At 44.0% G+C, this 12,247-nt stretch carries 13 protein-coding genes; 11 read left to right on the top strand and 2 right to left on the bottom strand.

All coding sequences use genetic code 11. The features are described from left to right. The first annotated feature begins 51 nt into the window (after positions 1-51). Positions 52-390 carry a nitrogen regulatory protein P-II gene (gene glnB, locus OCU77_RS13355; RefSeq protein ID WP_048898126.1) on the top strand — a complete coding sequence of 113 codons (339 nt, stop codon included), beginning with the start codon at positions 52-54 and terminating at the stop codon, positions 388-390. Positions 391-614: 224 nt separating this feature from the next. On the opposite strand, the gene OCU77_RS13350 is transcribed toward glnB, so the two are convergent. Continuing rightward, positions 615-2,648 (bottom strand): acyltransferase family protein, encoded by a 2,034-nt coding sequence (locus OCU77_RS13350; protein WP_107302769.1) that lies wholly within the window; start codon positions 2,646-2,648, stop codon positions 615-617. 359 nt (positions 2,649-3,007) lie between these two features. Between OCU77_RS13350 and OCU77_RS13345 the strand changes: the two genes are divergently transcribed. Further along, positions 3,008-3,481, top strand: coding sequence for a Dps family protein (locus OCU77_RS13345; protein WP_048898127.1), 474 nt, complete (start codon positions 3,008-3,010; stop codon positions 3,479-3,481). 118 nt (positions 3,482-3,599) lie between these two features. Here OCU77_RS13345 and OCU77_RS13340 read toward each other — a convergent pair whose 3' ends face one another. Continuing rightward, entirely contained in the window at positions 3,600-4,223 is a 624-nt protein-coding gene (locus OCU77_RS13340) for a YitT family protein (RefSeq protein ID WP_048898128.1), read from the bottom strand. Positions 4,224-4,689: 466 nt separating this feature from the next. Here OCU77_RS13340 and glyA point away from each other — a divergent pair, with 466 nt between their 5' ends. From glyA to pgpA, 9 genes are all read left to right on the top strand, one after another. Further along, positions 4,690-5,940, top strand: coding sequence for a serine hydroxymethyltransferase (glyA, locus tag OCU77_RS13335; protein ID WP_048898129.1), 1,251 nt, complete (start codon positions 4,690-4,692; stop codon positions 5,938-5,940). 152 nt (positions 5,941-6,092) lie between these two features. After that, positions 6,093-6,542, top strand: a complete 450-nt coding sequence (nrdR, locus tag OCU77_RS13330; protein ID WP_048898130.1) for a transcriptional regulator NrdR — start codon at positions 6,093-6,095, stop codon at positions 6,540-6,542. A gap of 6 nt (positions 6,543-6,548) precedes the next feature. After that, a complete protein-coding gene (ribD, locus tag OCU77_RS13325; protein ID WP_107302768.1) occupies positions 6,549-7,700 on the top strand; it encodes a bifunctional diaminohydroxyphosphoribosylaminopyrimidine deaminase/5-amino-6-(5-phosphoribosylamino)uracil reductase RibD in 1,152 nt (383 codons plus the stop codon). Between the two features lie 30 nt (positions 7,701-7,730). Continuing rightward, entirely contained in the window at positions 7,731-8,387 is a 657-nt protein-coding gene (locus tag OCU77_RS13320) for a riboflavin synthase (protein ID WP_048898131.1), read from the top strand. A 27-nt stretch (positions 8,388-8,414) separates the two neighbouring features. Continuing rightward, complete coding sequence (ribBA, locus tag OCU77_RS13315) at positions 8,415-9,518, top strand: bifunctional 3,4-dihydroxy-2-butanone-4-phosphate synthase/GTP cyclohydrolase II (protein ID WP_048898132.1); 1,104 nt, start codon at positions 8,415-8,417, stop codon at positions 9,516-9,518. A gap of 211 nt (positions 9,519-9,729) precedes the next feature. After that, positions 9,730-10,200, top strand: a complete 471-nt coding sequence (gene ribH / locus OCU77_RS13310; protein WP_048898133.1) for a 6,7-dimethyl-8-ribityllumazine synthase — start codon at positions 9,730-9,732, stop codon at positions 10,198-10,200. Then, complete coding sequence (gene nusB, locus OCU77_RS13305) at positions 10,200-10,670, top strand: transcription antitermination factor NusB (RefSeq protein WP_048898134.1); 471 nt, start codon at positions 10,200-10,202, stop codon at positions 10,668-10,670. The genes ribH and nusB overlap by 1 nt, the downstream gene beginning before the upstream one ends. An 82-nt stretch (positions 10,671-10,752) precedes the next feature. Further along, entirely contained in the window at positions 10,753-11,727 is a 975-nt protein-coding gene (gene thiL, locus OCU77_RS13300; RefSeq protein WP_048898135.1) for a thiamine-phosphate kinase, read from the top strand. Between the two features lie 3 nt (positions 11,728-11,730). After that, on the top strand, positions 11,731-12,216 hold the full coding sequence (pgpA, locus tag OCU77_RS13295) for a phosphatidylglycerophosphatase A (protein WP_048898136.1): 486 nt from the start codon (positions 11,731-11,733) through the stop codon (positions 12,214-12,216). Positions 12,217-12,247 lie beyond the last annotated feature (31 nt).

The raw sequence follows: 12,247 nt of genomic DNA, 5'->3' as shown, positions 1-12,247 counted from the left end.
TTTCTGAGATAATCCCTGTATTAGCCTCCGCTCAAAAAGGACGATGAGAAAATGAAAAAAATCGAAGCCATTATTAAGCCGTTTAAGTTAGATGATGTACGTGAAGCTTTGGCCGAAGTTGGCATCACTGGGATGACAGTCTCTGAAGTGAAAGGTTTTGGGCGTCAAAAAGGCCACACCGAGCTATACCGTGGTGCAGAGTACATGGTCGACTTTCTACCGAAAGTGAAGCTTGAAATTGTTGTTGCTGATGAAGTGGCAGAGCAATGTATAGAAACCATTATCGAAATCGCCCAAACAGGCAAAATCGGTGACGGTAAGATCTTCATGTTTGATGTCGAGCGCGTTGTTCGTATTCGTACCGGTGAAGAAGACGAAGACGCAATCTAAATCTGGCGTCGTTGTTTCATCCTCTGGCTGTATCGGAAGTGCTCATTTATGCTTATAAACTCCGCGCTTCCTCTTTGCCAGAGAATGAAACATCTTATCCATGGGTGATGTGAACGCTATAAATTCCGCGCTCCCTCTGTCTTGAATGAAATTTGCCAAGTGTTTTCAAGGCCAGCCTTCAATTGAAAGTGATTGATAAAGGTGACGGTTAAGCCACCTTATTATCATTGTTCTAATGTAGCTTTCAGGTTGGAAGACGCTTTTTGTTGTAAGTACTCTCTTATCAAAATCCTTGCCCCTTCATAACTCAAGTGATTGTTATCGTTGTAGAGTGGGACGCCATCAAGCTTACTTTTACAAATATTGCCATCACATAAGACTGATTGAGTGTTGATAATGATGATTTCAGAGTACTTTTTAGCTAATTGGCTGAATATATCTTTGTGTGCTTTCTGCCTTTTATTGACCTCTTCCTGAGGGATGTCGCAATTTTCATGGCGAAAAGATTCGTACATTGATTTTTTTAACCAGCAATTACTTGGGTTGAAATCATATGCGGGAGCTTGATCGAAGATAATCGGTACTTTTCCATTTTCAATCAAAAATTTAACCGTAGCTTCCAAACTTTTAGAGAATGTTTGGCGGCTATTCTCAATGCTTTCTGAATAGTCATTGTCCATGCCTAGGTATACACGAGAGCCTCTTTCCCCTACTGCACGTGTTGTTTCGGTATACATTGACCAGCGCCCTGCGAGAAATACATATTTCACGGTGGATTGTGCAATAACTTTGGCTAATTCATTATTATTATCGGTACATCGTGTTTCAGGTTTTCCACCTTTCAATAAGCTAGCCCCCAGTAGAGGAGGGCACCCACCTAGGCCACCATATAGGGCCGAGAACCCATACTCTTTGCCCAGAATGTCAACGGCGCTTCGGAAGTGTCCGCCATGAGAATCTCCCCAAAGAAAGGCATTTAAGTTTTGTTGTTCATCAGACTGAATACCAAGTAATGTCGGTTGGAAAGGTTGCTCTCCCTCCAGAACCTTATACTCATCTTTGTGGAACTTAAATTCATCCAGTGATACTTGGTAAAACTCAACAACGTCATTAGGAAATCTATCGGCATAGCCTTTATTTTCAACGATATTTTTGGCGATAGAAATCGACAGGGCGATAGGTAAAACTAAATAAAATAAAACTACCCAGCGTGACTGTATTTTTGTGTGGCGTAGCGGCTTTTCAACAAACTTCCAAGAGAGTAACGAAAGCACAATGATCAGGGTAATACAAAGCAACATATCGCTAAAAGTAAAAGAGTTATCAAAGTAACGATAAAATGCTAGTACAGGCCAATGCCATAGATAAAGTGAGTAAGATAAAGTGCCAACAAAAACCACTTTACGATGACTTAACAGCTGGAATACTCGACTATCCTGACGTTCACCAGAGAAGATAATTAAGCTGGTCACTAAAACAACCCATAGTGCCGAAAAGCCTGGAAAGATCATTCCTTTATGGTACGTAATAAACATGGTGATTATAGACGCAAAGCCAAGCATGCCTACGAGGTTGTGAGTGAATGGCGAAAAGTGAATATTGCGCTCACGTTTTAATATGCTAGCTATAGCTAATATTGCACCACCAAGTAGCTCAAAGCCGCGGCTTTGTAATAAATAATATGCTGATGAAGAGGACATCAGGGTTGAGTATTGCGAATAACAGACTAGGCCAATGAATGAAGCGACTAATATTTTTAACAGGTGCTGTTTAGCAAAGAGTTTTGTACTGCACAATAAGAGTATCGGCCATATAAAATAGAACTGCTCTTCCAGTGATAAAGACCATATATGCAGCAATGGTAGTGAATCGGAAGTAGGCGCAAAGTATCCAGACTGTTTTTCAAAGTAGATATTTGCAATGAATCCACTCGCATACCGCATGCTATCGGCATAATTGATAAGGTCATTTGGTAAGAATAAAATATAGGCGACGACTAAACTAGAGAATACGACCAAGTAAAATAAAGGCAGGATCCTCTTAATTCTCTTGATATAAAAGTCAGAAAAAGAAAAAACATTGGAATCGATACTTGGGTATAACGATGTAGTAATGATGAAGCCAGATATGACAAAAAAAACATCGACACCGACAAAGCCACCAGGCAACCATGCTGGGTTTAAATGAAAGAGAATAACGGCGATGACAGCGACAGCTCTCAACCCGTCGACATCTGCCCTATACTTAATAGGTTGCATACTTCAGTTCCAAAAAATACAGAAGCTGTCGATTATAATGTTTTAGACATTAATTACACCTATTGATCGTGGCTGCTTATATGGGGACTGATACTCATTGGTCTCAGTGGGTAGGAAACGTACTCATTCATTTCATTTGCAAGCTCCTCTTTTACTCCTCCTTGCTTTTTAGATTCTAAGTTTATTTTGGCTTCCAGTATTAAACGTTGATGTTGATTTTTGCATTTTAAAATCACTGAATCTTGAGGTTTACAAGCCCCTAACTTGATAGTTTTTATCTATCAAATGTATAAAGCAAGACGAATGGTGTCAGCGTGTCCGCAGCCGTAATATTGCAGAAAATAAAGAGGAATCGAATTATGTTGAAGCAAAATATTATTGGTCTTGATAGCGGTAAATCTGAAGAATTGGCAGCACAACTCAATACGCTACTGGCGAACTATCAAGTACTTTACATGAACACGCGTGGTTATCACTGGAATATAAAAGGCAAAGAGTTCTTTGAACTGCATGCAAAATTTGAAGAAATTTATACTGATCTACAAGTAAAAATTGATGAGTTAGCCGAGCGTGTGCTGACACTGGGTGCCACACCATCACATAGCTTTACTCAGTATCTTCAGGTGAGTGATATTCAAGAGCACCTTAATGCGCATGCGGGGAGTGAATGTGTTAGCGGCTTACAAGCGGGTTTTAAGACGTTACTCGGTATGCAACGCAGTATCTTAGGATTAGCGGGTGAGGCTGAAGATGAAGGAACAGCGGCATTGATGGGCGATTATATCCGTGAGCAAGAAAAGCTAATGTGGATGCTGAATGCTTACAATCAATGATCGTTTAATTAAACAGATAACCAATTACCAAAAAGAGGTCGCATATCGCGACCTCTTTTTGCATCTGAGATTTAGTATTCAGCCATTTAAACGTTTAAGCACTTAGACGTTAAACAAACTAAGATGAGCTTGTTTGTGCTTTTAACTCACTGCTATAGCGACCTGGTTTGTGGTTCATTGCCAAGACCAAATTCAGCATGAAGGCACCCACTACCGAGAATAACAAAATCATAGGGCTAACGAGGAAGAAAGAGGCAACCAGTATGCTGAAATCAATGCCCATTTGCAGCTTGCCAGCAGACCATCCCATTTTCTCTTGTAAAAACAGCACTAGCACGTTAAAGCCACCAAGGCTGGTTTTATGGCGAAAAAGGATCAGCATACCTAATCCCATTAAGAGGCCACCGATTAAAGCGCAGTAAAGCGGTTCAAGGCGACTGATTTCTAATACGTGATGAAGGTTGTCGGTGATGATAGACACTAAGCCACCAGACAGAATACTGGTGAGTGCAAATGACTTACCCATACGGAACCAAGCCATCAAGTAAAATGGACAGTTCATCATAAAGTACAATTGGCCAAAGGATAGGTCGATAAACTGGCTCGCAAGTAGGGCAAGACCTGTTGTGCCACCTGTCAGTAAGTCGGCTTGCTGAAGAAAGAACACGCCTTGGGCTACAACGAAAGTACCTGTAAGAATAGCGATAATGTTTTCTGAAATAGAATGCTTGTTACTGCTCAAAAAATAGCTCCTTGTATCATCCGCATTCAGTTAATGCTGGTTGAGTTTTATTGCCGCTAGGTGGCCAGATGAAAATGTATGATGTATTGGAGCGCATCATATAGTCATTTATGACAAGAAAGAAGGTTACGGCTGTAGGTGGTTTTTATCGCCTGTAATTATATATTTACGGACTTGTAAATATTAATTTCAATGACTTTCTTGATAAATCTATTCACTTGGTATGTGCATTTTGAGTGAGGATTGTAGAAAAGATGAAACGAATTCATGGTGACATTGAAAATAAACATGAAGAAATCCAATAAAAAGTAATTTGAAGGGTATCTGATTTAGATCAATTTATGTAAAATATGGCATCAGTTACTGGTCAGACGAAAACGTTTGCGTCCGCATGGTTACTCGCTTTGCGTGAATCCAGTTTTTGTTAGATTTTTGTGGTTATACCTATCTGAGTCAGGAGATACAGATGCTAAAGCGCGACATGAATATTGCCGATTACGACGTTGAGCTGTTTGCAGCTATTCAGGAAGAAACTGCACGTCAAGAAGAGCACATCGAGTTAATTGCTTCTGAAAACTACACAAGCCCACGTGTAATGGAAGCACAAGGTTCTCAGCTAACAAACAAATATGCTGAAGGTTACCCTGGCAAGCGTTACTACGGTGGTTGTGAGTTCGTAGATAAAGCAGAACAACTTGCTATTGATCGTGCATGTCAGCTGTTTGGTGCAGAGTACGCGAACGTACAACCTCACTCAGGTTCTCAAGCGAACAATGCTGTGTACATGGCATTGCTAAATGCTGGCGATACTGTATTAGGCATGAGCCTAGCGCACGGTGGTCACTTAACACACGGTTCACCTGTTAACTTCTCTGGTAAGCTTTACAACATCATTCCTTACGGCATTGATGAAGCGGGCCAGATTGACTATGAAGAAATGGAAGCACTAGCAGTAGAACACAAACCGAAAATGATCATAGGTGGTTTCTCTGCTTACTCTCAAGTGTGTGATTGGGCTCGAATGCGTGAAATTGCAGATAAAGTTGGCGCATACTTCTTTGTTGATATGGCTCACGTTGCTGGCTTAATTGCTGCTGGTGTATATCCTAACCCTGTACCACATGCGCACGTTGTAACAACAACTACGCACAAAACGCTTGCTGGCCCTCGTGGCGGTCTTATTCTTTCTTGTGAAGGTGAAGACCTATACAAGAAACTGAACTCAGCAGTATTCCCTGGTGGTCAAGGTGGCCCACTGATGCACGTTATCGCAGCAAAAGCAGTAGCGTTTAAAGAAGCAATGGAGCCTGAGTTTAAAGAATATCAAGCGCGTGTTGTTGAAAATGCAAAAGTAATGGTTGGTGAGTTCCTAGAGCGCGGTTACAACATCGTTTCTGGTAGCACTGAAAATCACCTTTTCCTTGTTGACCTAATCAACAAAAACATCACAGGTAAAGAAGCAGATGCTGCACTAGGTGCTGCTAACATTACTGTGAACAAGAACAGTGTACCAAACGATCCACGTAGCCCGTTTGTTACTTCGGGTATCCGTATCGGTACGCCTTCAATTACACGTCGCGGTTTCACGGCTGAAGACACCAAGCAACTTGCGGGTTGGATTTGTGACATTCTTGACGATATCGAGAACCCTGCAGTGATTGAAGCAACAAAAGCGAAAGTATTAGAGATTTGTAAGCGTCTTCCTGTTTACGCATAATTTCATATCACGCGTATAAATAAACGGCACCTTTAAGGTGCCGTTTTGCGTTGGGGAATAAGAAGGCACTAAATAAGCGTAAAAACCGCGGATATATACTCAATAAACGTTTGAAATGCGGTACACTGATTCGACGAAAATGAGGAGGCACGATGCACTGTCCTTTTTGTGGTGCGAATGACACCAAAGTAATCGATTCTCGCTTGGTTGCTGATGGCCACCAAGTACGTCGCCGTCGTCAATGTTTAGCTTGTAATGAACGTTATACTACGTTTGAAACGGCTGAGTTGGTGATGCCGCGAGTAATAAAAACTAACGGTAACCGTGACCCATTCAACGAAGATAAGTTGCGTGGTGGTATTCAACGTGCGTTAGAAAAACGTCCTGTCAGCGCGGATGATATTGAAAAAGCGATCAATACCATCAAGTCTCAACTGCGTGCGACAGGGGAGCGTGAAGTTGCGTCTGACATGATCGGTAATTTGGTCATGGAAGCGTTAAAAGAACTCGATAAAGTAGCGTATATCCGTTTCGCATCTGTTTATCGTAGTTTTGAAGATATTCGAGAGTTTGGCGAAGAAATCGCTAAATTAGAAAAGTAGCCACGCATGTTTTCTTCTCTAGATCATTCTATGATGTTACGCGCTTTGCAGTTAGCAAAGCGTGGCCGTTTTACTACGGCTCCTAATCCCAATGTGGGCTGCGTGATTGCCCAAGGCGATCGCATTGTTGGTCAAGGCTACCATTACCAAGCTGGACAACCCCATGCCGAAGTCTTTGCGCTTCGCGAGGCGGGTGAGCTTGCCCAAGGAGCGACGGCTTATGTCACGCTTGAGCCATGCTCTCACTATGGCCGGACCCCTCCTTGCGCTGAAGCGCTCGTTAAAGCAAATGTTACACGTGTTGTCTGTGCCATGGTGGATCCAAACCCTAAGGTTGCAGGGCGTGGCATTGCAATGCTTGAAGCCGCGGGCATTGAGGTGCAAACAGGTTTACTTGAAGCCGATGCCAAAGCGCTGAATCGTGGTTTTATCAAGCGCATGCAAACAGGGTTGCCATTTGTGCAATTAAAGCTAGCAGCGAGCCTTGATGGTCGAACCGCGCTGGCTAATGGTGAGAGTAAGTGGATCACTAGCCCGCATGCCCGCGCTGATGTTCAAGCCTACCGTGCTCAAGCGGGCGCGATTTTATCAACTAGCGCCACGGTACTTGCTGATGATCCGTCGTTGAATGTCCGCTGGTCTGAATTAAGTGCGGATATACAAGCTGATTACCCTCAAGACAATCTCCGTCAGCCAACGCGGATTATTATCGATAGCCAAAGCCGCGTTTCTCCAACCTGTCGTCTTGCTCAATTGCCAGGGCAGATATTGCTTGCTCGTCAACAGTGTGATCAACTGGCTTGGCCTGAATCTGTTTCGCAGATCCTCGTGCCAAGCCCAGAGCTTGATATAACGGATACCTCGAACACGGCACAGCTAGACCTTAAAGCGCTGATGCAGCAGTTAGTGCGTGATCATGATATCAATCATATCTGGGTTGAAGCGGGGGCGGGGTTAGCTGGCGCGTTAATCAAAGCGCAGTTAGTCGATGAGCTTATCTTGTATCAAGCGCCTAAACTCATGGGGGCTGATAGCCGTGGTCTTATCGATGTATTGGGCTTAACCTCAATGACGCAAGTGCCAGAGCTTACTATTTCAGATGTACGTACCGTAGGCCCAGATATTCGTATTACAGCCGAAGTATCACAGCAGGTTTAACACCGTAATCTGCGGAAAGGAAAAATATTCATGTTTACAGGTATTATTGAAGCAGTGGGCACTATCACTGCACTGACGCCAAAAGGCAAAGATATTTCAGTGACGGTTGCGTCAGGTGATTTGGATTTAGCTGATGTTAAGTTAGGCGACAGTATTGCGACTAACGGTGTTTGCCTGACGGTTGTACAGCTAACGGGTAATGGCTATGTTGCTGACTTATCGTTAGAAACACTAAAACGCACCGCATTTGCAGATTACCAAGCAGGGCAAGTGGTTAACCTTGAAAAAGCCATGCTGCCAACCACTCGCTTTGGTGGCCATATGGTATCAGGGCATGTTGATAACGTTGGTGAAATTATCGAACGTCATCATACTGGTCGTGCTATTGAGTTTTGGGTCAGCGCACCTGAACACCTTGCTAAATATTTAGCAGAGAAAGGCTCGGTGGCAATTGATGGTATTAGTCTGACGATTAATGCCATTCGCGGTAATGAATTTAAGCTTACTATTGTGCCGCATACTGCGGCAGAAACGACAATGGAAGCCTTTAAAGTTGGCCGCAAGGTGAACTTAGAAGTAGATGTGATTGCTCGTTATCTTGAGCGTCTAATGTTAGGTGACAAAGCAGCAGATAAACAGTCAGAAGTGACCATGGATCTGCTCGCGCGTAGCGGCTTTTTAGGTTAAGCGGCTTTCTAAGTTAAGGAGATTAAGATGGCTTTAAGCAGCGCAAAAGAAATTATTGACGACATTCGCCAAGGTAAGATAGTTATCTTGATGGATGATGAAGATCGCGAAAATGAAGGCGATCTTATTATTGCTGCCGAAAAAATCACACCAGAGGCAATCAACTTCATGGCAACCAATGGCCGTGGCTTGATTTGTCTTACATTGACTCAAGCGCGTTGTCAGCAGCTAAACTTACCCTTGATGGTACAAGAAAATACTGAGCAATTTAGCACCAATTTTACTGTTTCTATTGAAGCTGCAGAGGGTGTGACTACTGGTATTTCTGCTGCTGATCGCTCACGTACCGTTGAAGCGGCCGTTGCGGCTAATGCATCCGCTGCTGACATTGTTATGCCGGGCCACATCTTCCCATTGATGGCGCAAGCGGGTGGTGTGTTGTCGCGTGCGGGTCATACCGAAGCAGGTTGTGACATCGCACGTCTTGCTGGTTTAGAGCCATCGAGTGTGATTGTTGAAATTCTAAATGAAGACGGCACCATGGCGCGTCGTCCTCAACTTGAAGTGTTTGCTGAAAAGCACGGTTTGAAGTTAGGTACTATTGCGGATCTGATTGAATACCGTAATAACAATGAAACCACCATTGAGCGCATTGCTGAATGTCAGTTGCCGACCGAGTTCGGTGAGTTCGATATGATCACTTACCGTGACACTATCGATAACCAAATCCACTACGCATTGCGTAAAGGTGATGTTCAAGCGGATCAACCAACGGTTGTTCGTGTCCACTTGCAAGATACGTTTAAAGATATTCTTCATTCTGGTGCGACTCAGTGGACACTGCCAAATGCCATGAAGCGCATTGCTAAAGAAGGTGGTGTTCTCGTCGTATTAAGTAAGCAAGAAAGCCAAGAGGCTGTTATTGCGAAAGTGAAGCACTTGTCTGCAGATAGTGCGGGTCAACCTAAGGTGAAATTGAACCCTAAAGATCAATCTCGTCAAGTCGGGGTGGGGTCGCAGATTTTATCTGACTTAGGTGTCTCTAAAATGCGTCTGCTATCATCAAGCACACAGCGTTACCATTCGCTTTCAGGCTTTGGCTTAGAAGCAGTTGAGTACATTTGTGAGTAATATTTACATTTAAGGTTATGGCGCACAGGGCGAATATTATTGTTTAGCATTGTGCAGCCGTTAAGTTCATCAGCCAGCTTGATAGCAGAGTGCTGATGACAATTTTTCATCAATAGTGAGATTCCACCGTTTGACCGTAGCGACGTAGCTACGAAGTGTGGTAGACTCCCGCGGTTTCTCAAACCGGAAAGACATAGTCACAGGAAGGCCCATGAAGGTAATTGAAGGCGCCATCGCGGCACCAAATGCAAAAGTTGCTATTGTAATCGCTCGCTTCAACAGCTTTATTAATGAAAGCCTACTTTCAGGCGCATTAGATGCACTGAAACGTCAAGGTCAAGTTAGCGAAGACAATATCACTGTTGTTCGTTGCCCAGGTGCATACGAACTACCATTGGTTGCACAGCAAGTTGCTAAAAGCGATCGTTACGACGCGATTATCGCGTTAGGCTCTGTGATCCGTGGTGGAACCCCACACTTCGATTATGTTGCCGGTGAGTGTAATAAAGGTTTAGCGCAAATCGCTCTTGAGTTTAATACTCCAGTTGCGTTTGGCGTTCTAACTGTCGATTCTATCGAACAAGCCATCGAGCGTGCCGGTACCAAGGCTGGTAATAAAGGGGCAGAGGCTGCACTTAGCGCGCTTGAAATGGTAAATGTTCTGTCCCAAATTGAATCCTAATGGGGGTTAATGTGAAACCAGCCGCACGTCGTAATGCACGTCAGTTTGCTGTGCAAGCTATCTATTCTTGGCAGATTACTAAAGGTAATGTTGCTGATATCGAACTTCATTTCTTATCTGATGATAAGTTTGAAGAAGAAGAGCACCAAGCAGAAGCGCCAGTACTTGCTGCACCACACAGTGATGTAGAGTACTTCCGCGACCTACTAACAGGTGTTGTTCTTAACCATCAAGAACTTGATAGCAAAATGCGACCATACCTATCTCGTCCACTACAAGATTTGGACCAGATGGAACTCGCGTTACTTCGTCTATCTATGTACGAAATGGTTAAGCGTGAAGACGTACCTTTTAAAGTGGTTATCAACGAAGCTATCGAACTTGCAAAAATGTTTGGTGCTGAAGATAGCCATAAATTTGTGAACGGTGTACTTGATAAAGCGGCACCAAGCCTTCGCAAAAACAAATAATCGATTCTGATTATAAGAGGCCAGCTTAGCTGGCCTTTTTTCTTTCTAAGTGATTGTATTTTTCTTTCTAAGTAATTGTATTATGGCTGGAAATGAATTTGATTTGATCGCTCGTTATTTCGAGCAACAAGCGGTCGAACGTCGTGACGTAGAACTCGCTATTGGTGATGATTGTGCGTTACTCAAAGTACCGGAAGGTTGCCAACTGGCTGTTAGCACCGATTCACTAGTGGTAGGTACCCACTTCCTTGCTGATGCAGATCCTAAATGGGTCGCTCATAAAGCATTAGCGTCTAACCTGAGTGATTTAGCGGCAATGGGCGCAACACCTGCTTGGGTGTCATTGGCCCTGACGATGCCAGAGCCTGATGAAACTTGGCTTGATGGTTTTTGCCAAGGCTTTTTCGCGTTGGCTGAATATTACAATGTTCAGCTTGTGGGCGGCGATACGACCAAAGGCCCACTCAGTATTACTTTAACTGTCCATGGTTTTATTCCCCAAGGCCAAGCACTCACCCGTAGTGGGGCGAAAAATGGTGATTGGATCTACGTGACGGGCAACTTGGGGGATAGTGCGGCAGGACTGGCGTATATTCTCGGAGAGCGTGAAGATGCAGGTTCAGCATTAGCCGATACCTTAATCCAGCGCCACTACTTGGCTCAGCCAAGGGTACTGGCCGGTCAAGCACTACGTGGTATTGCGTCGGCTGCATTAGATATTTCTGATGGCGTGGTGTCTGATTTGGGGCATATCCTTAAACGATCAGGTCTCGGGGCGATGATTCATATTGAGCAGCTGCCATTGTCCGATGAACTCCGCCAATTTGAACCCGATTTAGCAAAGGCTCAGCAGCTAGCGCTCACAAGTGGCGAGGAGTACGAACTCTGTTTTACCGTACCAGAAGCGAATCGTGGTGCGGTTGATGTCGCATTGGCACATGCTGGTGTTACAGCAACTTGCATTGGTCAGCTTTATACTGGGAGTGGTGTTACGTTACAATCAGCAGGCAAAGCCATTGATTGGCAGTTGCACGGTTATGATCATTTTGCGGAGTAAGGTTTGACGAACCCAAAAGAACACATTCAATTACGCAACCCCTGGCACTTATTAGCAACAGGTTTTGGCAGTGGCTTATCACCGGTTGTACCTGGCACCATGGGTACTGTAGCAGCGATCCCTTTTTATATGCTAATGACGCAGCTCCCTTTTGCTGTGTATTTAGCGATCACCTTTGTTGCTGCAATAGTCGGGATTACGATTTGCCAGAAAACGTCAGATGATATGAAAGTCCACGATCATGGCAGTATCGTCTGGGATGAATTTGTGGGGTTCTGGATCACCATGGCTGTCGCGCCCGTATTAAGCTGGGAATGGGTCTTAACAGGGTTCGTTTTATTTCGTTTCTTTGACATGATCAAGCCTTGGCCGATTAGCTGGTTGGATAAACATGTCCATGGCGGTTTTGGCATTATGGTTGATGATGTATTAGCAGGCTTTATGGCGATGATTTCGCTTTGGGGCGTAGGGCACTGGCTCGGCTGGTAAGCCTCCACTCCTCAACAAGGTACAGGATTTG

The organism is Photobacterium swingsii, from assembly GCF_024346715.1.
GTDB lineage: Bacteria > Pseudomonadota > Gammaproteobacteria > Enterobacterales > Vibrionaceae > Photobacterium > Photobacterium swingsii.
Note: the sequence above shows the minus strand (reverse complement) of the source record. Positions and strands in the feature narration are given on the sequence as shown.

Bases quoted from the DNA above. Each gene is read 5' to 3' on its own strand.
- nrdR (WP_048898130.1), top strand. From the start codon at position 6,093: ATGCACTGTCCTTTTTGTGGTGCGAATGACACCAAAGTAATCGATTCT.
- ribBA (WP_048898132.1), top strand. From the start codon at position 8,415: ATGGCTTTAAGCAGCGCAAAAGAAATTATTGACGACATTCGCCAAGGT.
- thiL (WP_048898135.1), top strand. From the start codon at position 10,753: ATGGCTGGAAATGAATTTGATTTGATCGCTCGTTATTTCGAGCAACAA.
- glyA (WP_048898129.1), top strand. From the start codon at position 4,690: ATGCTAAAGCGCGACATGAATATTGCCGATTACGACGTTGAGCTGTTT.
- glnB (WP_048898126.1), top strand. From the start codon at position 52: ATGAAAAAAATCGAAGCCATTATTAAGCCGTTTAAGTTAGATGATGTA.
- OCU77_RS13345 (WP_048898127.1), top strand. From the start codon at position 3,008: ATGTTGAAGCAAAATATTATTGGTCTTGATAGCGGTAAATCTGAAGAA.
- OCU77_RS13350 (WP_107302769.1), bottom strand. From the start codon at position 2,648: ATGCAACCTATTAAGTATAGGGCAGATGTCGACGGGTTGAGAGCTGTC.
- ribH (WP_048898133.1), top strand. From the start codon at position 9,730: ATGAAGGTAATTGAAGGCGCCATCGCGGCACCAAATGCAAAAGTTGCT.
- ribD (WP_107302768.1), top strand. From the start codon at position 6,549: ATGTTTTCTTCTCTAGATCATTCTATGATGTTACGCGCTTTGCAGTTA.
- OCU77_RS13320 (WP_048898131.1), top strand. From the start codon at position 7,731: ATGTTTACAGGTATTATTGAAGCAGTGGGCACTATCACTGCACTGACG.
- nusB (WP_048898134.1), top strand. From the start codon at position 10,200: ATGGGGGTTAATGTGAAACCAGCCGCACGTCGTAATGCACGTCAGTTT.